Source organism: Xanthomonas sp. CFBP 8151, assembly GCF_011761885.1.
Taxonomy (GTDB): domain Bacteria; phylum Pseudomonadota; class Gammaproteobacteria; order Xanthomonadales; family Xanthomonadaceae; genus Xanthomonas; species Xanthomonas arboricola_B.
In genome coordinates this window covers 12,487-36,183 of record NZ_JAASQZ010000005.1, presented here as the reverse complement: position 1 = coordinate 36,183, position 23,697 = coordinate 12,487, and the positions used below count along the sequence as shown (strand labels likewise).

At 64.3% G+C, this 23,697-nt stretch carries 18 protein-coding genes; 15 read left to right on the top strand and 3 right to left on the bottom strand.

Translation table 11 applies throughout. The annotated features are described in order from the left end of the window. Positions 1-128 precede the first annotated feature (128 nt). Together FHT08_RS18620 and FHT08_RS18615 are read right to left on the bottom strand one after the other, a co-directional pair. Positions 129-1,043: a universal stress protein gene (locus FHT08_RS18620; RefSeq protein WP_166776298.1), complete on the bottom strand. Its 915-nt coding sequence runs from the start codon at positions 1,041-1,043 to the stop codon at positions 129-131. Positions 1,044-1,057: 14 nt separating this feature from the next. Next, positions 1,058-1,966, bottom strand: coding sequence for a bestrophin family ion channel (locus tag FHT08_RS18615; RefSeq protein ID WP_166776296.1), 909 nt, complete (start codon positions 1,964-1,966; stop codon positions 1,058-1,060). Between the two features lie 217 nt (positions 1,967-2,183). Between FHT08_RS18615 and FHT08_RS18610 the strand changes: the two genes are divergently transcribed. From FHT08_RS18610 to FHT08_RS18560, 11 genes are all read left to right on the top strand, one after another. After that, on the top strand, positions 2,184-3,623 hold the full coding sequence (locus FHT08_RS18610) for a PAS domain-containing sensor histidine kinase (RefSeq protein ID WP_166776294.1): 1,440 nt from the start codon (positions 2,184-2,186) through the stop codon (positions 3,621-3,623). After that, positions 3,616-4,260: a response regulator transcription factor gene (locus tag FHT08_RS18605; protein WP_166776292.1), complete on the top strand. Its 645-nt coding sequence runs from the start codon at positions 3,616-3,618 to the stop codon at positions 4,258-4,260. Before FHT08_RS18610 ends, FHT08_RS18605 begins: the two co-directional genes overlap by 8 nt. A 282-nt stretch (positions 4,261-4,542) precedes the next feature. After that, the gene (locus FHT08_RS18600) at positions 4,543-5,901 is read left to right on the top strand and encodes an alpha/beta fold hydrolase (RefSeq protein WP_166776290.1); all 1,359 of its coding nucleotides are present in this window, start codon (positions 4,543-4,545) and stop codon (positions 5,899-5,901) included. Continuing rightward, positions 5,898-7,427 carry a GMC family oxidoreductase gene (locus FHT08_RS18595; RefSeq protein ID WP_166776288.1) on the top strand — a complete coding sequence of 510 codons (1,530 nt, stop codon included), beginning with the start codon at positions 5,898-5,900 and terminating at the stop codon, positions 7,425-7,427. The genes FHT08_RS18600 and FHT08_RS18595 overlap by 4 nt, the downstream gene beginning before the upstream one ends. Positions 7,428-7,470: 43 nt before the next feature. Next, on the top strand, positions 7,471-8,274 hold the full coding sequence (locus tag FHT08_RS18590) for an SDR family oxidoreductase (RefSeq protein ID WP_166776286.1): 804 nt from the start codon (positions 7,471-7,473) through the stop codon (positions 8,272-8,274). Between the two features lie 382 nt (positions 8,275-8,656). Then, positions 8,657-11,773: a TonB-dependent receptor gene (locus FHT08_RS18585; RefSeq protein ID WP_208409138.1), complete on the top strand. Its 3,117-nt coding sequence runs from the start codon at positions 8,657-8,659 to the stop codon at positions 11,771-11,773. A gap of 25 nt (positions 11,774-11,798) precedes the next feature. Then, positions 11,799-13,547, top strand: a complete 1,749-nt coding sequence (ggt, locus tag FHT08_RS18580) for a gamma-glutamyltransferase (RefSeq protein WP_166776284.1) — start codon at positions 11,799-11,801, stop codon at positions 13,545-13,547. Positions 13,548-13,880: 333 nt separating this feature from the next. Then, positions 13,881-16,022, top strand: coding sequence for a TonB-dependent siderophore receptor (locus FHT08_RS18575; protein ID WP_104537365.1), 2,142 nt, complete (start codon positions 13,881-13,883; stop codon positions 16,020-16,022). A 29-nt stretch (positions 16,023-16,051) separates the two neighbouring features. Beyond that, a complete protein-coding gene (locus FHT08_RS18570; RefSeq protein WP_166776282.1) occupies positions 16,052-16,795 on the top strand; it encodes a hypothetical protein in 744 nt (247 codons plus the stop codon). 19 nt (positions 16,796-16,814) lie between these two features. Further along, complete coding sequence (locus FHT08_RS18565; protein ID WP_166776269.1) at positions 16,815-17,060, top strand: hypothetical protein; 246 nt, start codon at positions 16,815-16,817, stop codon at positions 17,058-17,060. A gap of 264 nt (positions 17,061-17,324) precedes the next feature. Further along, positions 17,325-17,606, top strand: a complete 282-nt coding sequence (locus FHT08_RS18560) for a hypothetical protein (RefSeq protein ID WP_146096314.1) — start codon at positions 17,325-17,327, stop codon at positions 17,604-17,606. 243 nt (positions 17,607-17,849) lie between these two features. On the opposite strand, the gene FHT08_RS18555 is transcribed toward FHT08_RS18560, so the two are convergent. Continuing rightward, the gene (locus FHT08_RS18555) at positions 17,850-19,103 is read right to left on the bottom strand and encodes a LysR family transcriptional regulator (protein WP_166776280.1); all 1,254 of its coding nucleotides are present in this window, start codon (positions 19,101-19,103) and stop codon (positions 17,850-17,852) included. 103 nt (positions 19,104-19,206) lie between these two features. Between FHT08_RS18555 and FHT08_RS18550 the strand changes: the two genes are divergently transcribed. The 4 genes from FHT08_RS18550 to FHT08_RS18535 all read left to right on the top strand — a co-directional run bounded on the left by FHT08_RS18550 (position 19,207) and on the right by FHT08_RS18535 (position 23,668). Then, positions 19,207-19,878, top strand: coding sequence for a 4-carboxy-4-hydroxy-2-oxoadipate aldolase/oxaloacetate decarboxylase (locus FHT08_RS18550; protein ID WP_104537891.1), 672 nt, complete (start codon positions 19,207-19,209; stop codon positions 19,876-19,878). Then, entirely contained in the window at positions 19,871-20,926 is a 1,056-nt protein-coding gene (locus FHT08_RS18545; RefSeq protein WP_104606583.1) for a 4-oxalomesaconate tautomerase, read from the top strand. Before FHT08_RS18550 ends, FHT08_RS18545 begins: the two co-directional genes overlap by 8 nt. A gap of 42 nt (positions 20,927-20,968) precedes the next feature. Beyond that, positions 20,969-22,279, top strand: a complete 1,311-nt coding sequence (dctA, locus tag FHT08_RS18540; protein WP_166776278.1) for a C4-dicarboxylate transporter DctA — start codon at positions 20,969-20,971, stop codon at positions 22,277-22,279. Positions 22,280-22,354: 75 nt separating this feature from the next. Next, positions 22,355-23,668 (top strand): carbohydrate porin, encoded by a 1,314-nt coding sequence (locus tag FHT08_RS18535; RefSeq protein ID WP_104537359.1) that lies wholly within the window; start codon positions 22,355-22,357, stop codon positions 23,666-23,668. The last annotated feature ends 29 nt before the right edge of the window (positions 23,669-23,697 follow it).

Below are 23,697 nucleotides of genomic sequence, written 5' to 3'. Positions count from 1 at the left end.
AGCCGCTTGGTCATGATTGCGCGGTACCGCCTCGCGATCAGCGGTGCGTCGGGGCGCGGAACGTATTCCCTCGCGTAGCTGACAACTTCAGAGACCTGGCCAGACGCTCGCCCAGCGCTCGGCTCGGCTCACACGCGCAATAGCCGTCTTGCGAGACTGCGGCTGGGCGTGGTGGTTGCGTGATCGCCACCGTTGCCCAGGATCGGGCGGCGCAGATGGGGCGGCGGTAGGCAGATCAGCACGCACGGCGTTTTTGCCAAAGCGGACTGCAGCGACGAACGCCAGACGCCGCGGCGGACGACGGCGTCGTGTTCGACCACCAGCACGTCGGCGCAAGCGCGTTTGAGCAGGCCGGCGATTTCGCGCCGCGGGTTGCCGACGGCCACGTGGATGCGCACGCGCAGGTCCTCGTCGGGCAGTTGCTGGACCAGGTCGCCGAGCCAGCTGGCGGCCGCGTCTTCGCTCAGCGGCTTGTCGTTGAACAGGCTGTCGACCAACAGGCCTTCGCTGATCTCCGGCACAACGTGCAGCAGGTGCAGGTCGGCGCCGCGGCGGCGTGCCAGTGCGGCGGCATCGCGCAGCGATTCCAGGCTGGTTTCGCGGCCGGTGATCCAGCAGGCGACGTGACCGCCGACGGCGCCATCGCGCGGGATCGCATCGGCATAGGGCAGGGTGAGCATGGGCGTGGCCACGCGCTGCAGCACCCGCGCGCGCAGCGACACATGCAGCGGGCGCGGCAGGCCGGTGCGCTCGGACGGCGGCATGATCAGCAGCGCGTCGTCGCGGCTGCGGCAGAACGAGACGATGCCGGCAGCGGCGGGGCCGCCGGCAAGTGCACGCTCGCAGCCCGGGTAGTTGGAGGCCTCGGCAAAGAACGCATCCAGCGACTGCTGGGCCTGCGCACGCTTGCCCTTGGCGTGCACGTGCAGGATGGTCAGGCGTGCGCGCAGGCGGTCCACCAGTTGCGCCACGGTCGGGATGGCGGCATGGCAGGTCTCGGAAAAATTGGTGGCGAAGATCAGGTGGGTGGGGGTGGTTTGCATGGCTGTCTCCAAGATCAGTAGATGAAACCGTCGATGGCACGCACTTCACGCAGCGGTACGCGTTGGCCCAGCATCTCGCGCAGGGTCAGTTCGATGCCGCGCGACAGCGCGGTCATCGGGGTGTCGTGCACGGTGTTCTCGAACGGGTCTTCGATGGCACTGCTGGCGCTGTCGATGGCGATCAGGGTGAAGCTGATCAGCACCGAGGCGATCGGCATGGCCAGGCCCATGCCGGCGATCAGGCCCAGCGGCACCAGCCAGCAATACATGTTCACCAGCGTGCGCGGCAGCGAAGAGAACTGCCGCGGCAGGGGGGTGTTCTTGATGCGTTCGCAGGCGCCCTGGATGTTGGCCAGTGTGGTGAGGTTGGCGTCCAGCGAGGACCAGCGCAGGCTGTCGAGCATGCCCCAGTCGCGCGCCTGCTGCAGTTGCTGGCCCAGCCGCAGGGTCAGCGCGTTGGGGATGTTGGCGTAGCCGCGCAGGTCGTCCGCGCGTGCCTGGCCGAGCAGCCCGGCCAGCTCCGGAAACGGATTCTGCCGGCGCAGATGGCAGCGCAAGGCGTGCACGAAGGCGATCTGGTGCACCACGATGTCGTCGCGCAGCCCGGCCCGACGTGGGTCGGCCGGATCCACATCCAGCGCGGTCAGGGCCTGGCGCGCGATGGCGCGCGAGGTGTTCACCAGCGCGCCCCAGAGTTGGCGCGCCTCCCACCAGCGGCCGTAGGCCGCATTGGCGCGAAACGCCAGGAAGATGGTGAGCGCCGAGCCGAGCTGGGCCAGCGGCAATGCTTCGATCGACAGCCACTGCCAGTCGAAGAAGGTATAGAGCACGGCCACGGCGCAGTCGAACGCCAGCAATACCAGCAGGCGTTTATAGGTCTTGGGCCAGATGCGTCGCAGCGGAAACGTATCGCGGGTGATCATGGGAGAGACAACATGGACGTGGGGTGGATGCATTACACCCAGCCTCCACGGTCGTGTCTGCCATCCTTGCGCCAGCGTTGGACAGTGCAAGCACCGTCCGAACGATGCGGGCAGGCTATCTTTCGATAGGGTGAAATCCACACGCCCGGCCACGATGCTGTGGCTTCGACCACAGCCACAGAGGAGCGGCATTGCAACGCACGTGCATGGGTAGGCAATGGACAGACTGAGACTGCCATTCAAGTGGCGCGGGCAGGTGGTCAAGCTCAATCGCGGCCCGACGCTGTGGGCGTCGCTGGCGATGCTGGCCTTGCTGGTGTGGGCGGAATGGTACTCGCACCTGGGCGTGTCGCTGGGCCTGCTCTATATCCTGCCGGTGGTGCTGGCGGCCACGGTATTGTCGCGGCGCGACATCGTCATCGCCGCGATCGCCTGTGCGGTGCTGCGTGGTTTGTTCGTGACCGACGAAATAGTGGTCGAACAGGCGCTACGCTTCTTCATGGCGACGATTGCCTATGCCGGCTGTGGTCTGCTCGTGGCCGAAATCAGCCGCACTCGGCGGGTGATCCTGGCCCATTACGTGCAGCTGCGCGCCGAACAGCGGCTGCGTCGGCGGCTGGAGCGGCAACTGTGGCTGCTCGCCGAAAGCAGTCCGGCGGCGTTGCTGACGGTGGCCGGCGACGGCCGTATCGTGGCGGCCAACCGCGCCGCGCACGAGATCCTGGACATGGCCGAGGACGGCGGGCTGGAGGGCCGCGCGGTGCGCGAGTTCCTGCCGCTGCTGGACGATGCGCTGAGTATGAGCGCCAATCTGGACGGCATGCGCACTTCGGCCAGCACCTGGGGCTGCCGCAGCGACGGCACCCGCTTTCCGGCCACCACCTGGTTCTCGGTCTACGAAGACAGCGCCGAGCGTCACCTGGCTGCGATCCTGGTCGACACCAGCGAGGAAGTGCGCGCGCGCGAGTCGGCGCACTTCGACGATGTGCTGAAGAACAATCGCCTGCTGGCCGGCGCGGTGTCGCACGAGATCCGCAACCTGTGTTCGGCGGCGGGCGTGGTCACCTCCAACCTTGCGCGGCATCCTGGCATTGGCGCAGATCCGGATCTGGCCGCGCTGCGCAGCCTGGTGGCGGCATTGATGGAGCTGGCGTCCTTCAACCTGCGTCGGCAGCTGCCCGACGAAGCGCATGAAACGCGGCTGCAGACGCTGTGCAGCGAGTTGGATGTGATCATCCGCTCGGACTGGGAGGACGTCGATGGCCAGCTGGTGATCCAGGTCCCGGCCGAGTTCCCGTCGGTGCACGGCGACCGCCACGCGCTGCTGCAGGTGCTGCTCAATCTGGCGCGCAATTCGTTGCGCGCGGCGCAGGCGCTGCCACCGCAACGCCGCCAGTTGATCGTCAGTGCGCGCCTGGAACAGCAGCGCGCAGTGTTGAGTGTGCGCGACACCGGACCGGGCATCGCCGATCCGGGCCGCCTGTTCCAGCCGTTCCGTAGCGACAGCGACGGCTCCGGCCTGGGGCTGTACATCTCGCGTGCGCTGATGGCCAACCAGGGCGGCCTGCTGCGCTATGCGCCCGGTGGCGAGGGCGCCTGCTTCGAGTTGCATCTGCCGTTGGCGCATGCACCGTCTGTGGAGGCGCGGGATGGATGAGTCACGGCGTGAACCGGTTCGCCTCTACCTGCTGGACGACCACACGCTGTTCCGCGAAGGCCTGTTGCGCCTGCTCGGTGCCGACGCCCGCTTCCAGGTGGTCGGGCAGTCCGGCGCATTGGCGCAGGCCATCGTACAGATCGCGTCGCTGACGCCGGACGTGGTCATCCTCGACTACGACATGGGCGAGTACAACGCACTGGACTACATGCGGCGTCAGGCCGAACAGGCGAGCCGCCCCGCCACGCTGATCGTCACCGCCGGTCTGCCCGAGCGCGACGCGCTGGCCTTGATCCGGCTCGGGGTGTCCGGCATCTGCCGCAAGGATGTTTCCACCGATGAACTGATCGACAGCATCCATGCGGTGGCGATGGGCCGGGTGCTGATCGACCAGCGTTATCTGCAATCGCTGGTCGCACAGGGTACCCAGGAAAGCCGGCCCAGTTTCACCGACCGTGAGCGCGAAGTGCTGCGTGGCTTGCTGCGTGGGCAGTCCAACAAGTTGATCGCACGCCAGCTGGGCAGTTCGGAGAGTGCCATCAAGGCGACCTTCCAGCAGCTGTTCAACAAGCTCGACGTGCGTTCTCGCAGCCAGTTGGTGATGGTGATCCTGCAGGATTATCGCGATCTGGTGTGAGGGGGACTGTCGCTTCAAGAGGTGCCGGACGAGCCATGCAGGTGCCGATGCTCATCGGTTGGACCCGATGCGGTCGCGGTGGTACGGGAACGTACCGGGCCGTGCAACCGGGCCGCACGTGTGACGCCGATCTGCCGCTTTGCAAGCACGCCAATCAGGGTGCAGCGGGCGGTTTTGGGGGACAGGCGTGAGGTATTGGGCCACCACAAGGCGTCGGACTCATCTGCACGAGCCGTGGACGAAACGCCGGTCATCATGTGCGCTGGCGGATAGAGGTGTTACATGGCGAAACCGACGCTGTTCTTCCTGCACGCCCTTGGGTCCAGCAGCAACGAGTGGTCTGGTGTGATCCAGCGATTGGAAGCGCGTTTTGATTGTGTGGCGCTCGATATTCCCGGCTTTGGAGAGGCGCCGCCGATCGAGCATGTCGACACCGCCGCACTGGTTGCCTGGTTTGTCGAAGAGGTGATTCGGCGGCAACCGACGTGCTGGTTCGCGATCGGGCACAGCATGGGCGGAAAGATCGCCACCCTGGCAGCAGCGCAGGCGCGCGATGGCCTGGCCGGGCTTGCCGGCCTGGCCGGCGTGATCCTGGTCGCTGCGTCGCCACCGGCGCCCGAGCCGATGGATGAGTCTCGCCGACGTACGATGCTTGCCTGGTTCGAAAACGGCCATCCCACGCGGCAAGAGGCGGAGCAGTTCATCGACGATAACTGTGCGATGGCGCTGCCAGCACCGGTCAGGGACGCAGCTGTCGACGATGTGCTGCGAACCAGTGCGAGAGCATGGATCGCCTGGCTCGCGCATGCCAGTCGCGAGAACTTAAGCGCGCAGGCAGGCTGCGTGGAGGTGCCCGCGATGATCATCGCCGGCAATGAAGATGGCGACCTGGGCGAAGCCGCGCAAACAGCGCTGAACGCGCCGCACTATCACCATGCGCGTATCGCCGTCGTGGCTGATGCGGCGCATCTGATCCCGTACGAGCAACCGCAACACCTGGCCCAGCTGATCGCAGCGCATGTGGATCGCAGCGTGGGCAAATGCCTGCCCGATGACTTCGTCACGCTGCTCAATATGGAGCGGGTTGCCCCGCGCATGCGCAAGCTGCTGCTCAGTCGGCATGCCGGCCCACCCGCCGGTGCGCAAGGCGTGCTGAGCCAGCATCAACTGGGAACACTCGGCGCAGTCGTCGCACGTGTCCTGGATGGGGCTAGCGATGCGGGCGAGATTGCACGACGAATCGATATCCAGCTTGCCGAAGGTGCGGGAGATGGTTGGCGCCATGCAGCGTTGCCACCCGATCGGCTTGCGGTGCCGTTGGGCCTGGACGCGCTCGACGCGCTGACGACCGGCTTTGCTGGTCTACCCGTAGAGATGCAGGATAAATGGCTGCGTCAGGTGTCGCGATCGATGGCCGGCGATCCTTCGGCGCACGGGCTGGATGCAGCGCAGCTGGCGCACTGGTTCGAGGACGTGCGCGCCGAAGCCGTGCGGACCTGGGTCAGCCTTCCCGCCACGATGGCTGCACTGGGATACGACGGCTTCGCGGTTGGCGGTGCCGGTCTCGACAGCCCGGGCTATCAGCACACCGCAGCCGACCGGCAGGAAGCCTGGCAGCTTCCTGCCGAAGGCTTGCGATGAGCCCGGGCGTGCACGACGCCGCAGTCGATGTGGTGGTGGTAGGCAGCGGGGCAGGCGGCGGCCCGCTGGCCGCACGGCTCGCGCAACGAGGTCTCTCGGTGGTGGTGCTGGAGGCGGGTGCGGCCTTCAGTCCCACGTCCCATCTGCCCGATGAGCTGACGGCCGGCATCTACTGGATGGAGGAGCGCCTGAGCGGCGGGCAGACGCCAACCGCGTTTGGCGCCAATAATTCCGGTTCGGGCATGGGCGGTTCGACCCTGCATTGGGGCGCCTTTTGCCCGCGTCCGGACAAGCGCGATCTGAGCCTGTCGACGCACACCGGGCAGCACGGCATGGACTGGCCGATCGCGCATGAAGAGCTGCTGTCCTATATCCACCGCGTCGAGGAGTTCATCGGCGTCTCCGGGCCGGCGCACTATCCGTGGGATCCCGAGCGCAGCTACGCCTATCCGCCGCCGCAACGCAATGCGTCGGCCAACGCGATGGAGCGCGGTTGCCGCACGCTTGGCATCACCGCCACCGATGCGCCTGCCGCGTTGGTGACCAGGGCGCACGCGCAGCCGCACCACGGCAGGCGCGCGGCCTGCAACAACTGCGGCGCCTGCCATCAGGGGTGCAGCAACGGCGCCAAGGTGAGCGTCGATACCACCTGGCTGCCGCTGGCGCGCGCGCACGGCGCCCAATTGCGACCCGATTGCCGGGTCATCGACATCGAGCGCGGCGCCCGGGGCATGGTCAGCGCGGTGGTCTATCAACAGAACGGACGCGAACTGCGCCAGCGTTGCACGAGCTTGTTCCTGTGCGCAGGCGGCGTGGAAACACCGCGCTTGCTGCTCAACCTGGGGCTGGCCAACTCAAGCGGCCAGGTGGGGCGCAACTTCATGGCGCATGTGGCCACCCAGGTGTGGGGAGAGTTCGATGCAGACATGCGCATGAACCGTGGCTACCCCTCGTCGCTGATCACCGAGGACATGCTGCGCCCGGCCAATGCCGATTTCATCGGGGGCTATCTGGTGCAGAGCCTGGGCGTGCAGCCGATCACCCTGGCCAACACCCTGGCACGTGGCGCAGGCATGTGGGGGAGGGAGCTCGTAACGACCATGGCGCGCTACAACCGCCTGGCCGGCATCGGCATCAATGGCGACTGCCTGCCGCAGGACGGCAACCGGCTGACCCTGTCCGACGAGCGCGATGCCTTCGGCCAGCGCAAGGCGCGTATCGACTTCAGCTACGGGCCCAACGAACGTGCGATTGATGCCCACGCGCGCGCATCGCTGCACGCAATCTGGGAGGCAGCCGGTGCCCAACGCATCTTCGCCGCCGCTCGCTCCGCACACACGCTGGGCACCTGCCGCATGGGCACGGACCCGGAGCAGGCCGTGGTGGACCCGGACGGCCGCGCATTCGATATCGCCAACCTCTACATCTGCGACAACTCGATTTTTCCAAGTGCACTGGCAGCCAATCCCGCGCTGACGCAGATGGCACTTGGCCTGCGCTCCGCGGAGCGCTTTCTCGCCCGCTAATTGCACGCTTATCCCCACCTCTCTCTACCACCAGGAGTTCAGCATGGATCTCGGAATCAACAATCGGATCGCCCTCATCAGTGGCGGCGACTCGGGAATGGGCAAGGAAACCGCGCGGCAGCTGCTCGAAGCCGGCGTGCGCGTGGCGATCACCGATCTTGCGGACGGCACGCTCGACCAGGCAGTGGCGGAACTGTCGGGCCTGGGGCAGATCATCGCCATCGAAGGCGACGTCACCCGCGAGCAGGACGTCACCGCCATCTGGGCGCAGGTGCGCGAACAACTGGGCGACCCCGACATCTACATCAACGCAGCAGGCGTCACCGGCGCAACCGGCGACTTTCTGGAGGTCAGCGACGCCGGCTGGCTCGAGACGCTGGACATCAACCTGATGGGCGCGGTGCGCATGTGTCGCCAGGCCATTCCCGCGATGCGCCGCAAGCAATGGGGCCGGATCGTGCTGTTCGCGTCGGAAGACGCCGTGCAGCCCTACGTGGACGAGCTGGCCTATTGCGCATCGAAGGCAGCAATCCTGAGCCTGGCCAAGGGCCTGTCCAAGGCCTACGGAGCGGACAACGTGCTGGTCAATACGGTGTCGCCCGCCTTCATCGCAACCCCGATGACCGACAAGATGATGCAAAAGCGCGCACGCGAGAATGGGACCACGTTCGAGCAGGCAATCGAATCGTTCCTGGACGAAGAACGTCCCGGCATGGTGCTCAAGCGACGTGGCCGCCCGGAGGAAGTGGCTTCGGCGGTTGCCTTCCTGTGCTCCGAGCGCGCCAGCTTCATCAACGGCGCCGGTATCAGAGTGGATTCGGGATCGGTTTTTACGATCGCTGGCTGACACGTTTGCTGATTGCATCCATACAGCACTCGTCAATGAATCAGCGAGAGCGCCTGCTCGATCGCAGGTCGCATTCTGCGATCGAGCAACGTGGAGGCTGATCTTTAGCGGATCGAGTGGCGCTAGAGCTAGAAACTATCGATAAGACGAGAAGCGGTGTTTCAGCCAAGAGAAGTTCAATAGTCTGCTGCGCGACGCACTAGCGAGTGTGGCGACCATGGATATGGAGAGAATCCAGGTGCCCGACCAAAGAAGATGTCGGAGGAAAGTCCGTTCGAAAACGCTCTGATGGGCATCCGGTGGCAGGCCACTAACTCATATCGACATCACTATCGGCAATGATCGGAAACTGAAGAAAGCACGCATGGGCTACTAAGATCCAATGACGCGTCGCAGCAGATCGACGCATCTGGATGTGGGGACCTTTTTGATGTTGCACACGCGCTTGTCGCTCGCCGCTGCCGTTTCAGCTGCTCTTTCGTTAGCCGCACATGCCCAGGGGCCGGCAACCGATCTTTCCGGAATACAAACTCCTAGCGCCAAGACCCTGGACAGCGTCAGCGTTGTTGGCAGCCAGATCCAAGGTGGTTCGGCCGCAGCCGCACTCCAGGTCACTTCGCTCGATCGTCAGCAGGTGGATGCCACCGGTGCCACAGGCGGTGATGAGCTGTACCGCACTATTCCGCAAATGGGCGATGTGTCGTTCAACCCCACAAATGGTGCGACCAGCAGCAACTTTTCGCGCGGCGACGTGGGTTCGGTCGACTTGCGAGGTCTTGGTGTGGGTAACACGCTGATGTTGTTGAACGGCCGCCGCACCGTGGTGCACCCAGGCAGCCAGGCCGATGACAACCTGGTTCCGGTCCTGACCTACAACGCCAATGCTATTCCGGTGGCCGGCGTGTCCCGCGTCGAAGTGCTACGCGACGGTGCCTCGGCCATTTATGGCTCCGATGCGGTAGGCGGCGTCGTGAACAATGTGCTGCAGAACAACCTGCTGGGCGGCTGGCTGGAACTGCGGTACGGCGGCGCTGAGGGCACCAGCCTGCGCCAGAGCGACATCAGCGGTGCCTACGGCTGGGACTTCCGCGACGGAAGGGGCAATGTATCGGTATTCCTCAACCAGACCCGCCGCAGCGACTTGCCCGCCGGTGATTTGGACTACGCCGCGTCCAGTGACAAGCGGCCACTGTTCGAGGGCACGCGGTTTGAAGGAGTCAGCAGCCTCGACATGCGCAACACGTTGAGTGCGTGGGCAGACCTGGCCGTGCCATCGTCGTTCGGTCGCGTCACCCGCAACGGCAACGCGTTGACCAGTGCGGCCGGCGCATTCCATATCCAGCCGAGCACGAATGGCGGCTGCGCTGCACCACTGGCCCAGGGACTATGCGTAGATGATGGCGCACGTGCCACCGCCGGAGCCGATCGCAACCTGCGATACGACAGCGCTACGTATCCGCTTTCGCTGCTGCCTTCGCTTGTGCGCCGTAACGTCTTTGTGACCGGTCACTACGCACTCAACGACGACGTGGAAGCCTACGGTGAATTGGGCTGGTACCAAGCAGATACCCGCGCCCTGCAAAGCCCAGTGTTCACCATCGGGTCCACCAAGGTCACCATTCCCGCCAGTAACTACTGGAACCCGTTCGGAGCTATTACGTTGCCCGACGGCAGTCCGAATCCGAACCGGATTTCCGGCTTGAACATCCCTGCATCGGGGTTGCCTGTCACGCTCAATAACTACCGTTTCATGGACCTTGGCCCGACCCTGGTCAAGGTGGAGAACACCCAGGCGCGCATACTCGGCGGCCTGCGTGGACACTGGAACGGCTGGGACTGGGACAGCGCGTTGCTTTATTCCCAAGCGCAAGTCGTGGATCGCCAGGACGGCATCAGCTCTACGGCGCTACAGCGTCAATTGGCATTGTCCACCCCGGACGCCTACAACCCGTTCAACGGCGGCGACTTGCTGTTTCCTGCCACGGGCGGGGATGCCACGCCGAGTAGTCAAGCCGCGCAGGAGGCGATTCGCGTAGCGTCTACCCGACGCAGCCGCACCACCCTTGCCCTGGGTGACTTCAAGCTCTCTCGCACCGATCTGCTGCAGCTCCCAGGCGGCGACGTCGGTGCCGCAGCGGGTATCGAGTTTCGACGCGAGAGCCAGTTGGATGACCGCGACGCACGCGTGGACGGCAGTCTCGGTTTCGTCGATGCGGTGACCGGCGAGGTACAGACCGCCGACTTGTTCGGCGTCAGCCCCACGCCCGATACCCGCGGTTCGCGCAACGTATGGTCGGCCTATGTGGAATTAGCCGCGCCGCTGGTATCCCCGGAAATGGAGGTGCCATTGGTTCGCTCGCTTGACGTGCAACTGGCCGGCCGCTTCGAGCGCTACAGTGATTTCGGCAATGTGGCTAAGCCGAAGATTGCGGCCGCCTGGGAAGTGTTCGACGATTTTCGCGTGCGCGGTTCGTGGTCCGAGGGGTTTCGTGCGCCCAATCTGGAGCAGGTCAATGCCAGTTTGGTCACCCGTGGGAACACCCGCACCGATTGGGTGCTATGCGAGGCCGACCTGCGCGCCGGGCGCATCAGCTCTTTCGCCAACTGCTCGCGCAGCGGTGTGGCCACCGCTCAGCGCAGCGGCAATCCAGACTTGGACCCGGAAGAGTCCACGTCGTGGACCGCCGGGCTGCTGTGGACACCCGGCAATGCGCGTCTGGGCCGCTTCAGCTTCAGCGCCGATTACTGGAGCGTTGAGCAGACCGGGATCATCGGCCTGTTTGGAGAGGGCAACGCGCTCATCCTCGACTACCTGCTGCGCACCCAAGGCAGCAGCAACCCCAACGTCATTCGCGCCGCACCCACCGCTGACGACGCCGCAGCTGTAGCCGGCACGGGACTGGCACCTGTTGGCACCGTGATCTACGTCAAGGACCAGTATGTCAACCTGCGCCCGCAGACCGTCCGTGGGCTTGACTTCAACGCCAGCTGGCAGAAGGGCACCGATCGCGCAGGCACGTTCAAGGTCGATTTGTCGGCCACGCGCCTGTTGGAGTTTTACCGCGACCCGTCACCTGAAATCGCGGCGCTGATCGCCGCTCGCGATGCCGATCAACTGAATGCTGGAACAAGCATCTCCGGCGGCGGTGACCTGATCGGCCAGAACGGTACTCCCGAGTGGAAGGGGTCGGGATCGCTGACCTGGCAGTACGGCAAGTTCACCACCGGCGCGTTCGTGCAATACGTTGGAGCAGTAGACGATACCGGCCTGATCGACAGCAGCGGCCGCCCGTGGCGGGTGGACGCGACGACGACGGGAAGCTTGTACGTGCAGTACGCGTTTGGCCGCGACCAGGCCGCCGGCACCCGCGTGCGTCTCGGAGTGCGCAATCTCACCGACGAAACGCCACCGCTGGCGGCTACGGCATCCGGTTATTTAGGCAGTTTGTACGAGCCTTACGGCCGCTACTGGTACGCCAGTGTCCGTCATGCCTTCTGATCGTCTCGCAAACCAAGGATCACCGATGCCCCGCAACGCCTCCACGCCTTTCCCGTCTGCTTGCCGCCGTGCACCGTGGATTGCGCTGCTTCTGCTTGTACTTCCCTCGGCATTCGCCGATGTACCCAACACCGTCACACGCAAGGGCAACGTCGACGACGCACGCGGCTACCAGCCGATCCACCATCCGCTGCACGCCCGAGGGGGCGTGGTGGTCAGCCAGAGCCGACCGGCGTCTGAGGTGGGTGCCCGGATCTTGCGCGAGGGTGGTAACGCAATCGATGCAGCCATCGCCGTTGGCCTTGCCGAGGCGGTGACCTTGCCACGCGCTGGCAACCTGGGTGGCGGCGGAGCGCTGGTCATCTACGTGGCGAAGGACTGTCGCACTACTGCGTTTGATTACTATGGCTCGGCGCCGGCAGCGACCACCGCCAAGCTTCTGCTGGGTCGCGACGGCAAACCCGAACGAGGCGCGTCGATCTCCTGGAAAGGCGTGGCCGTTCCAGGCACGGTCGCGGCATTCTATGCGGCACACCAAAAGTACGGCAGGTTGCCGTGGGCGAGTCTGGTACAACCAGCCATCGAGCTCGCCGAACAGGGCGTGCGCCTGTCCGACGACGAGGCGATGATCCTGGATTGGGCCAAGCCCACGCTTTGGCGCACGCCGGAAACCCGTGCGCAGTTCTTCAAGCCTGATGGAAGCAGCTACGTCGCCGGCGAGCTCCTGCGCCAGCCGGACCTGGCTTGGTCGCTGCGTGAGATTGCACGCGATGGTGCCGACGCGTTCTATCGGGGGGAAATCGCCAAGCGCATCGTCGCTGCTAGCCGCAAGCACGGCGGAATCTTGAGCGCCAAGGACTTGACCAACTATCGCGTGCGCGAGCTGGAACCGGTGCGTTCCACTTATCGCGGCGTGGAGCTGGCGTTGGCGCCGTCGCCCTCGTCAGGTACCACGCTGGCGCAACTGCTCAACCTGATCGAGCCATTTCCGTTGCAACCGGCCGACGCCGGCAGCGCGAAAGCATACCACCTCATTGCCGAGGCAACACGCCTGGCCGGTGCTGATCGCAGTGCCTTCTCCGGTGGCCCCCCGCAGCACAACACGCCTAATGAAAGGCTGCTCGACAAGAAGTATGCATACCAGCGCGCCGCGCTGATTTCGCCTGAGCGCACACTGCCAGCCGAGGAGATCAAGGCGGGGGAGCTGCTTCAGCAAAGCCCTGATACCACGCATTACTCGGTGGTGGACGCTGAAGGCAACGCGGTAAGCAATACCTATACGCTGAGCAACAATTTCGGCGCGGCGGTGATCGCTCCCGGTACCGGTATCCTGCTCAACAACTCGTTGGGCAACTTCGCCTGGGGTGGTCCCAAGAACTCGCCCAACGCGCCGGCACCGGGTAAACGCCTGGCGACCACCATCACTCCGTTCATTGCCTTCAAGGATGGCAAGCCATGGATCGTGGCGGGCACCCCAGGTGGTGGCTCTATCATCTCGGCGTTGGCGCAGTTCATCGTGAATGTGGTCGACTTCAGACTCAACATCGCCGAGGCCACTGCGCGCCCGCGCATCAACGCTGCGCGCGATGGCACCATTTCCTACGAGCTGGCGCTGTCGCCGGACACGTTGGACAGGCTGGAGGCATTGGGCCATCGGGTCGAGCCATTCATCACCCAGACCAGCATTCAATCCATCGAGATCGCGCCGGATGGATCCGCGTTCGGCTCCGCCGATCCGCGCCGGCCGGATTCGGCTGCAATAGGTGTGGAGTAGCGGTGCGAACCTAGTAGCGGGGGAGAAATTTCCGGTTGGCCATTCCAAACTCTCGTGGGAGCTGCCACGCCATGACAGGCTTAGGCTGAGCACGACGGGGCGACCGGTTCATCACCGAACTCGAACGCGCATGAATCAAGGGCACCAAGCGTTCGATGATCTTTTTTTCCTGTTCTGCGAGCGTCTGAGGCGGGAGGCGGTCAACCTGACTGACGAAGCGACACGAACAGATCCGTCTCTGGATTGGCAGGCGACCCGCTTGAGGGTACAATAATGCGAACCATTCGCATTTATGGGCTGGATTCTCTTTCCTGTCCTCCCCGCAAGGCAGCCATGTTTCCGCGTCTTTCATTACTTGCGCTAGCGCTGCTGGCAGCAACGCCTGCGTCTGCTTCCGAATCGCCAATTTCCGAACTTGAGCCTGAGCGCTCGACCCAGTCAGTCCAGGCCGATCTGGACACCGTCAGGGTGGTTGGCCTGCGCCAGAACGGATTCACCGTTCCCGACAGCCAGACCGGGCCGTATCGCGGCCTGGACATGCTGGATGTGCCCGCCAATATCAATGTGGTCTCGCGCGATCTGCTGGATGCACAGGGCGCCACCGGTCTTTACGACGCGCTTCGCAACGTTGCCGGCGTCGTGCGCCAGCAGCAGAGTGGGGTGGCTTACGACCAGATTTCGATCCGCGGCATCAACCTTGACAACCGTTCCAGCTATCTGTTCAACGGTGTGCTGCCGTTCGACAACAATGTGCCGATCCCGATGGAAAACAAGGAACGGGTGGAAGTGCTCAAGGGCGCGGCTGCGCTGTACTACGGCTTCGTCACCCCGGGCGGGGTGGTCAACCTGGTCACCAAACGCGCCACTGTCGCGCCGGTGACCTCGCTGTCGCTGTCCGGCGACAACCAAGGCTCGGCGCAGCTGCACGTGGACCTCGGCCGTCGCTTCGGCAGCCATCAACAGTTCGGTGTCCGGGTCAATGCGTTGAGCCAGAACATCCACCTGCCGATCGAGGACGACAACGGTTACCGCCGCATGCTCAGCGCTGCGCTGGATTGGGACGTCAGCAGCGATTTCAGCCTGCACTACGACGTCGAGCGCATCCGCGCTCGCATCACCGAGCAGGCCGCGGTGGTTCCGCCTGCGGCCGTCGGCGGCGTGATCACGCTCCCCGGCATGCCCGATCCCAGCATCCTGCTGTCGATGAAGGGCAAGGACACCTTGTCGGACGCCACCACGCATCTGCTCAGCGGCGAGTACGCGCTCAACAGTGCCTGGACGGCGCGTTTCAGCGTGGGCGAATCGGTCACCCGGCGCGACCGCTGGCTGTGGATCTTCGACAACTACTCGCTACGAACCGGCCAGGGCAGCGTCTATGGAGCCGACCAGAAAGGGCAGGAGTACACCAACAGCAATGCGCGGGCAAACGTGGAAGGCAGCTTCCGCACGGGCAGCGTGACCCACGACCTGCAGATCGGTGTCGATGCCAACAAGCTGTATCAACCCAGTTTCAACACCTTCATGTATCGCGCAGCGCAGAACCTGTACGACCCTATGGAGATTGTCGACCTGATCCGCGCGCCCACCGGATCCAAGACGACGCTGCGCGATCGCGGCTTCCTGGAGCAGACCATCCGCAACAGTGGCGTGTATGCAATGGATCGGATCGGCATCGGCGACCGCTGGCAGCTGATCGGCGCGTTGCGCTATGCGCGCTACGGCACGCGACAATTGGAGACTGCCGATTACGACGTCAGTGCCACCACACCGTCGGCTAGCGTGACCTACAGGCTATCGCCCAAGGCATCTGTGTATGCGAGCTATGTGGAAGGGTTGGAGTCGGGTGGTACGGCGCGGTCGGCCGCCGTCAACGCAGGCCAGGCGTTGCCGGCGGCGGTGAGCCGCCAGAAGGAAGTGGGCGCGCGCTATCGCATGGACAATGGAACGCTGTTTTCCGCTTCGCTGTTCCGCCTGGACCAGGCCTCGGCCGATACCGACGACAACGGCGTCTATGCGCTCAACGGACGCTCGCGTTATCGGGGGCTGGAATTTTCGGTTCAAGGCAACCTGACCGAGAACCTGTCGGCGGCGGTGTCGGGCATGCTGCTGGATGCCCAGATCGTGCAGGCGACCACTGCCAGCCTGGAAGGCAATACGCCCAACAACACGCCCGAGCGCACCGCCAGCCTGTTCTTCAACTATCGCGTGCCCATGCTGGAAGGCTTGTCGGTGAGCGCAGGCGGATTCGCACTGGCATCGCGGCCGATCGATGACCAGAACCGCGCCAGCATTCCCGGCTATACGACCTACGTCGCCGGCGCTGCCTACGCGACCCGGCTGCATGGCGTGCCGACCACGTTCAAGTTCAATGTGGAAAACCTGACCGACAAACGTTACTGGAGCGCGGCTGGCAGCGGGCAATTGGCGATGGGCTTGCCACGTACGATCAGTTTCAACGCCACCTTCGACTTCTGATGCGAGAGGCTGTCTCGATGCGAGTGCGCATGAAATCCATCGCGGTATCGATGGTGCTGGTGGGTCTTTGCAGCCAGTCAGTAGTGGTCCAGGCGGCAAGTCCGAACCTGGCTGGCAAACGCGTGTTCTATGTGACGCGTCTGGACGAGGTACCAGGCGCCACCGAGCGCCAGCGCGACGTCCAGCAACACGGTCTGAGCGCCGACAGAACCGTTGCCACCCATCTGCAGCGGCTTGGCTGCAAGGTGAGTTTCTTCGATCAGACCGTCGACCCTTCCAAGGCGCAGGGCTTCGATCTGGTGGTGCTGTCCTCGGTGGTGCAGTCTCGCGAGATGGCCGACACCGGCTTCAGAAACGTCGCGGTGCCGCTGCTGACCTGGGAGAACGATCTGATGGATTCGCTGCGCCTGACCGGACGACGGAAGGGCGTGGACTACGGTGAGGTGGAGAAAGAGCACTACATCCGCATCATCAATGCACCGCATCCGCTTGCAGGTGGCCTGCGGAATGGCAAGACCTATGTCTATCCGCGCGACGTGATGATGGGTTGGGGCGTACCTGCCAGGGCCGCCAGCGTGATCGCAACGCTACCGGGGGAACCCGACAAGGCGGTGGTCTTCGGCTACGAGAAGGGCGCCACGATGGATTACGACTTCGTCGCGCCCGCGCGCCGTGCGGCGCTGTTTCTGGACAACGACACCTTTTCGAATCTGAGTCCGGACGGACTCGCGCTGTTCGATGCGGCCGTCGACTGGTCGATGCGCAGGCCCTGAGTTCGCCGGACGATGGTACGTGCCGAACGTCGAGCTTTACCCGGTCAAAACGTGGCCTGATCTCGAACGCCTCGATTTCGGAGATGCGCAAGAGGCGTCGAATAATGCCTGCAGACAGGGCGATGTTTCCGCGCTTTGCCAAGATATCGCGTTTCAGCAGGCAAGCGCAGATGCACTTGAGCCACAGCTGGTCAAGTCGAACGATCTTACGGCAGCCCAAGCGAAAGCAAAGGGACACGAATCGAGAAAACTGACACATGCCTGACGACCTGAAATCGCCCCGTTCGTAGGTACTTGATGGTGAAGAAATATTTATCCCAAGGCGGCAAGTTGAGGGCGGCAATCTAAGCCAAGAAATCGCCCCACGCTCAACGAAGAATCAGCAATCACTCCACAAGTTCAGGAAGTGCCAACTAACTTCCTTGCGGTAGATGGCGCTATCTTTCTTCGTGGGTGGGGGGGCGCGTCGCTGCCGCGCTGCTCTTGCCGTACTCAGCCACCGATTAGGGCGGCGAACAACTCCAGCAAGATGAATCCCGGACTCGTTCTTGCTGTAGAAGGCTCTGTGGCAACTAGAAATTCTTTGAAGGATTACTTCCGGGCTACCGCCAGTACTTCTCGTCTGTCGCTGGACAAGGCAATGAGCGGGGTGGCGCGGCAAGGCCAAGATCGGCCATTTGTGGCAGAGGCGTTTCAACACCTTGGGCTGTATCTCATGGCGACCATGAGCAATGATGAGTTGAGCATGGGCAAGCAACTGGCACTCAAGGCAGTGAGTCAAAGTGGTGGCCTGCCTTTTGCCTTGGCGTAGTGGATTGTCATGTAGCGCGTGCAGCTAACCGAGCAGATCTGATACCCACATCCGATCGGGGAATTTACCTAAGGGCGCACTCCATGGAGGTAACCGAGAAAGGGGGTTGACTCGTCAATAACGCAGAAGATCACGAAGGCCTATCGGGGGTAAGGAGCATGGCAGCTTCCGATCCAAAGCAGACGCTCGCTTTTGGTCAATAGCGAAAGGATGAAGCTGCTTTGAGTCCTGACGCGGCGTCTGTCAGTTAGCTATACCTAAGTGGCGGAACGGCCAGGCCGGGACTCCATCTCGTCGCTGCGCGCAGGCCTGGCGGAAGTTCTCCACGAAGGCGCGCTGCACCGTGGTCGGGTGCCAGTCCGAGCGCATCGTCAGGCCGATCTGACGACGCCCACCGGCGACGTGGAAGGGCAGCTCGCACAGCAGGCCGGCGCGTTGCTCGAACAGGAACTGGTCGCGCGACATCATCGTCAGCCAGTCGTCCTCGAGCAGCAGCCCGCGCATGACCAGGACCGAGCCCGACTCGACGCGCAGCGGCGGCGGGGAGTATCCATGCTGGTTGAACATGCGCTCCCAACGCTCGCGCATCGGCGCGCCGCGCGCGGGCATAACCCATGGATAGGTCAGTAGCGCATCGATGGAACATTCGGCCTGCACCAGTGGATGCCCGCATCGCGCCACCAGCACCGGTTCGTCGTCGAACAGCACCTCTTGCACGATGTCGGTCACCGGCGGCGGGTGACGGGTCGCGCCGATCAGCACATCCAGGCTGCCCTCGCGCAGGTGAGCCAGCAGTTCGGCGTAGGATCCTTCCGCGACATTGACCGAAGCCGCCGGAAACGCCCGCGCGAACCGGGCCAATACCTGGGGCAGCAGCACCGCACGCGCCAGCGGCAAGGTGCCCACGGCGATGCGGCCGGCGCCCTGCGCGCGTAGCGCATGCAGCTCATCCATCGCCGCCGACAATTCGGCCAGCGCCAGGCGCACGAAGCGCAGTAAGCGTGTGGCGGCCAGCGTGGGCTGCACGGTCTTGCCCTGGCGGTTGAACAGGGTGACGCCGATCAGCGTGGATAGTTCCTGCACGGCGCGATAGACCGCAGGCTGCGACACGCCGCTGCGCACGGCAGCCAGGGAATAACTGCCTGCCGCTTCCACTGCGATCAGCGCACGCAGCTGCGGCAGCGTGACGCGGCGCTCGACCGCGGGCAGGCCCGGCAGGCGCGCCAGGCGTCGCGCGCGTTGCACGCCTTGCGCCAGGTATGCCAGGGCGCGCTCGATGCGCGCCACCAGCAGCTGGCCCGCCGGGGTGGCGACCATGCCGCCGGGGTGGCGGTCGAACAACGGCTGATCGACCAACCGTTCCAGCCGCGCCAAAGCCTGGGTCAGCGCCGGCTGCGACAGGTTCACCTCGTCCAGCGCGGCCGCAATGCTCCCGCGACGATGAATCGTCGGCACGGCCGCTAGATGCCGCAGGTTGAACTCGGGAATGGCCTCCATCGAGACAAACTATAACCAAATTGAATGGATAAGTCGCAAAACGAAATTGGATAGGACGGCTTGCCGGAACAAACTCGCCCATCGCTAACGGAGGATGGATGCAATGACGAGAGTCGTGACCCGGATCGAACGTGCCGCAGGGCCCGCCGTGGAGGGCCTGTCACAGGCCGGCGTGGCCACCGCGCACGAGGCCCAGGGGCGCAGCGGGCTGATGCATCCGCGGCTGCGGCCGATCTACAGCGGGGCGCGCATCGCCGGCACCGCGGTGACCGTATCGGTGCCGCCGGGCGACAACTGGATGATGCACGTGGCCATCGAGCAACTGCAGCCGGGCGACGTTCTGGTGGTGGCGCCGACCAGCGAATGCACCGATGGCTATTTCGGCGACTTGTTGGCTACATCGGCCCAGGCGCATGGTTGCCGCGGGCTGGTGATCGATGGCGGCGTGCGCGACGTGCGCGACTTGACGCAGATGCAGTTCCCCGTGTGGAGCCGCGCCATCCATGCGCAGGGCACCATCAAAGAAACCTTGGGCTCGGTTAACGTGCCGGTGGTATGCGGGGGCACGCTGGTCCACCCGGGCGATGTCGTGATCGCCGACGACGATGGGGTCTGCGTGGTGCAGCGGGTCGAGGCCGAACGGGTGCTGGCAGAGTCGCAGGCACGCGAAGCGCGCGAGGCCGACAAGCGCGCGCGCCTGGCCGCTGGCGAGTTGGGCCTGGACATTTACAGGATGCGCGAGCGCCTGGCGGCCAAGGGGTTGGACTATGTCTGAGGGCGTGCGTGCGATGTGGATGCGCGGAGGGACGTCCAAGGGCGGTTACTTTCTCGCAGATGATCTGCCCGCCGACCGCGACGCGCGCGATGCTTTCCTGCTGCGCGCCTATGGCTCTCCGGACGCGCGCCAGATCGACGGGATGGGCGGGGCCGATCCGCTGACCTCCAAGGTGGCCATCGTCTCGCGCTCCCAGCGCGCCGATGCCGACGTGGACTATCTGTTCCTGCAGGTCATCGTCGATAGGGCACTGGTCAGCGATGCGCAGAACTGCGGCAACCTGCTGGCCGGCGTGGGCCCCTTCGCGATTGAGCGTGGCCTGCTGCCGGCCACCGGCGATGAAACTGTCGTGCGGATCTTCATGGTCAACACTGGCAAGCTGGCCACCGCGACGGTCGCCACGGCGGGTGGCCAGGTCACCTATGCAGGTCAGGCGCGCATCGATGGCGTGCCGGGGACGGCGGCGGCCGTGCCGCTGGCCTTCGCCGATATCGCAGGGTCAAGCTGCGGTGCGCTGTTGCCCACGGGCAACGTGGTCGATGAGATCGATGGCCTGCAGGTGACGCTGATCGACAACGGCATGCCCTGCGTGATCCTGCGGGCACAGGACCTTAACCTGCGTGGCGATGAGGGCCGCGGCACCCTGGATGCCGACACCGCCCTCAAGGCCCGTCTTGAGCACATCCGGCTGCAGGCCGGCCCGTTGATGCGGCTTGGCGATGTCACCGACAAGTCGGTACCCAAGATGACGCTGGTCTCCGCGCCGCTGCAGGGCGGTGCGATCAACACGCGCTCCTTCATTCCGCATCGCTGCCACGCCTCCATCGGCGTGCTCGCCGCGGTGAGCGTGGCCACCGCCTGCCTGCTGGAGGGGTCTGCCGCGGCAACGCTGGCGCAGGTGCCCGCTGGTGTGCACAAGACGCTTGCCGTCGAACACCCCAGCGGGGCAATGGACTGCGTGATCGAACTGGACCAGGACGGGACCGTAATCAGTGCCGGCCTGCTGCGCACGGCGCGCAAGCTTTTCGATGGCGTGCTGTACGGCTGATCCGTGCACGTCCGGATAATCACTTCTGGGAGGAAGTCTGCAATGACCGCAACAGGCAACACCGGCCGCTTCGGCGTGCTGGGGCAACTCTGGTTCCAGGTGCTGGCCGGCACGGTGATCGGCATCGTGCTGGGCTGGCTGGCGCCGGAGGCTGGCGCGGCGATGAAGCCGCTGGGCGATGCCTTCATCCAGCTGATCCGCATGATGATCGGGCCGATCATCTTCGTCACCGTCGTGCACGGCATCGCCGGCATGAACGACATGAAGAGCGTCGGCCGCGTCGCATTGAAGTCGATCATCTACTTCGAGGTGATCACCATCCTAGCGCTGGTGATCGGGCTGATCGGCGTGGACCTGTGGCAGCCTGGTGTGGGCATGAACATCGACCCGGCCAGTATCGACACCGGTTCGATCCAGGGCTACGTGCATACCGCACACGACCAAACGGTCACGGCGTACCTGATGAACATCATTCCGACCACGCTGGTCAGCGCGTTGACCGAGCCACACGTCCTACAGGTGTTGTTTGTGGCAGTGTTGTTCGGTGTGGCGCTGGCGGCCATCGGTGAGCGTGGCAAGCCGGTGATGACGGTGATCGAAGGCACCTCGCTGGCGCTTTTCAAGATCGTCGGCTACATCATGTACTTCGCACCGATTGGGGCCTTCGGCGCCATCGCCTTCACGGTCGGAAAGTTCGGCGCTGGCTCACTGGCTTCGCTGGGTGAGTTGATCCTGGAGTTTTTCGTGGTCTGCGCGGTGTTCACCGTGGTGGTGCTGGGCAGCGTGGCTTGGTGGTGTGGGGTGAGCTTGTGGCGCCTGCTGTATTACATCCGCGACGAGATCATCGTGGTCGCCGCCACTACCTCTACTGAGACTGTGCTGCCGCGCTTGATCCAGAAGATGAAGGGTGCTGGCTGCGAGGAAAGCGTCGTTGGCTTCGTCATTCCCGCCGGCTACTCGTTCAACCTCGATGGCACCTGCTTGTACCTGACCACTGTGGCGGTGTTTCTGGCCCAGGCTACCAATACGCCGCTGACCTTCTGGCATGAGCTGGGCCTGATCGGCGTGCTGCTGTTGACTTCCAAGGGCGCTGCGGGCGTGGCAGGCGCCGCTTTCGTGGTGCTGGCGGCTACCTTGTCCACGACCGGCACGATTCCCGTGGCCAGCATCGCGTTGATCCTCGGGATCCACCGCATCCTTGCAGAAGGCCTGACCTTCGTGAACCTGGTCGGCAATGCACTGGCCACCGTGGTCATCGCCAAGTGGGAAGGCAAGCTCGATCGGACCATGCTTGCCCAGACCATCGGCAATCGGGCCACGCGCCAGCGTCATCTGGCCGCGAACGACGCCTGACCTAACTCACGCGGCGCCACGCCACACGTCCATCACACGATCACCTGGCCGCGACGCGGCCGGCTCGGAGGGATCATGTCCACTTTCCATCACCATCTTTGCGTCATCGCGCTCGGCGCGGCCCTCGCAGCACCCGCACTGGCGCAGTCGCCGACCGGCAGTACCACGCCATCCACACAACGCACACTGCCCGATGGCGTGCAACTGTCACTGGACTTCGTCGGCAACGTGGCAGGCAACCCGGTGGGTGGCATCGCGCATGGCGCCGAAGCGTCCTACTGGGTCATGACGCAGGGACGCTTCGATCTGGACAAGCTCTGGGGCTGGAAGGGTACCGAGCTGGATACCCAGGCCGCATACTTCAACGGCGACAACCTCGCGCGGGAAAAGATCGGCAACTCGATCAGCCCACAGCAGACCTGGCGCCCGGTGGGTGGGGCGCGCCTGACCCGGCTGACCTTGAGCAAGAAATTCGACAACGGCCTGACCCTGACGGCCGGCCGCGCGCCGGTGAACAGCTACTTCAACAATTCGCCGCTCAACTGCGTGTTCATGAGCAACGTAATGTGCCTGACCACCTACGGGCCCATCGCGGATATCGGCATCACCGCGTTCCCGAATTCCTCATGGGCCGGCCTGGTGCGATGGGACGTAGATGACCGCTGGTACATGCAGGCCGGCGCCTTCGATTACAACAACACACTCAACTTGGCTGACAAGCATGGCCTGGATTTCTCGTGGAACGAGGGGACCGGTACCGTGGTGTCGGGCGAGGTGGGCTATGAAACCAGCCTGGCCAAGGACCGCTATGCGCGCCGCTACAAGCTGGGCTTCTACCGCAATGACGACGGTGGCCGCAGCCCCTACTTCGATGCCGATGGCAACTCCGCGGCGCTGACCGGCAAGCCTACTGTCGCGCTGGACGGCGCGCGCATGGGTTGGTACGTGATGGGCGACCAGACAGTGCAGCGCGGGCAGGGCACGCGCAACCTGACGGTGTTCGGGCGCTACTTCGTCAACACTGGCAATGTTGCATCGATCAAATGGCATGCAGCGACGGGGTTCGTGAAGACCGGCACGTTCGAAGGCCGCGATCGCGATACGTTTTCCGCTTTCATCTCCAACACGCATTTCGACGACGAGCAGATCGCCTATTTGCGCGACCGCCGGGCCAAGGCCGGCGGCACCGGGGCGCCGTCGGCCGACGAAATCGTCGGCGAGATCAACTATGGCTGGCAGGTTCGCCCGGGTCTTCGCGTCCTGCCGAACATCCAGTATGTGATCAACCCCGACCCCATCTATGCACCCACCCGCATCACCGACATTCCCGACGCATTGATCGTTGGGCTGCGCGTGGACGTGCAGGTCGCCCATCTGATGGGCTGGTAGCACCGTTCTTTCGTTTCTGTCTCGAGGTT

Bases quoted from the DNA above. Each gene is read 5' to 3' on its own strand.
- FHT08_RS18620 (WP_166776298.1), bottom strand. From the start codon at position 1,043: ATGCAAACCACCCCCACCCACCTGATCTTCGCCACCAATTTTTCCGAG.
- FHT08_RS18615 (WP_166776296.1), bottom strand. From the start codon at position 1,966: ATGATCACCCGCGATACGTTTCCGCTGCGACGCATCTGGCCCAAGACC.
- FHT08_RS18610 (WP_166776294.1), top strand. From the start codon at position 2,184: ATGGACAGACTGAGACTGCCATTCAAGTGGCGCGGGCAGGTGGTCAAG.
- FHT08_RS18605 (WP_166776292.1), top strand. From the start codon at position 3,616: ATGGATGAGTCACGGCGTGAACCGGTTCGCCTCTACCTGCTGGACGAC.
- FHT08_RS18600 (WP_166776290.1), top strand. From the start codon at position 4,543: ATGGCGAAACCGACGCTGTTCTTCCTGCACGCCCTTGGGTCCAGCAGC.
- FHT08_RS18595 (WP_166776288.1), top strand. From the start codon at position 5,898: ATGAGCCCGGGCGTGCACGACGCCGCAGTCGATGTGGTGGTGGTAGGC.
- FHT08_RS18590 (WP_166776286.1), top strand. From the start codon at position 7,471: ATGGATCTCGGAATCAACAATCGGATCGCCCTCATCAGTGGCGGCGAC.
- FHT08_RS18585 (WP_208409138.1), top strand. From the start codon at position 8,657: ATGACGCGTCGCAGCAGATCGACGCATCTGGATGTGGGGACCTTTTTG.
- ggt (WP_166776284.1), top strand. From the start codon at position 11,799: ATGCCCCGCAACGCCTCCACGCCTTTCCCGTCTGCTTGCCGCCGTGCA.
- FHT08_RS18575 (WP_104537365.1), top strand. From the start codon at position 13,881: ATGTTTCCGCGTCTTTCATTACTTGCGCTAGCGCTGCTGGCAGCAACG.
- FHT08_RS18570 (WP_166776282.1), top strand. From the start codon at position 16,052: ATGAAATCCATCGCGGTATCGATGGTGCTGGTGGGTCTTTGCAGCCAG.
- FHT08_RS18560 (WP_146096314.1), top strand. From the start codon at position 17,325: ATGAATCCCGGACTCGTTCTTGCTGTAGAAGGCTCTGTGGCAACTAGA.
- FHT08_RS18555 (WP_166776280.1), bottom strand. From the start codon at position 19,103: ATGGAGGCCATTCCCGAGTTCAACCTGCGGCATCTAGCGGCCGTGCCG.
- FHT08_RS18550 (WP_104537891.1), top strand. From the start codon at position 19,207: ATGACGAGAGTCGTGACCCGGATCGAACGTGCCGCAGGGCCCGCCGTG.
- FHT08_RS18545 (WP_104606583.1), top strand. From the start codon at position 19,871: ATGTCTGAGGGCGTGCGTGCGATGTGGATGCGCGGAGGGACGTCCAAG.
- dctA (WP_166776278.1), top strand. From the start codon at position 20,969: ATGACCGCAACAGGCAACACCGGCCGCTTCGGCGTGCTGGGGCAACTC.
- FHT08_RS18535 (WP_104537359.1), top strand. From the start codon at position 22,355: ATGTCCACTTTCCATCACCATCTTTGCGTCATCGCGCTCGGCGCGGCC.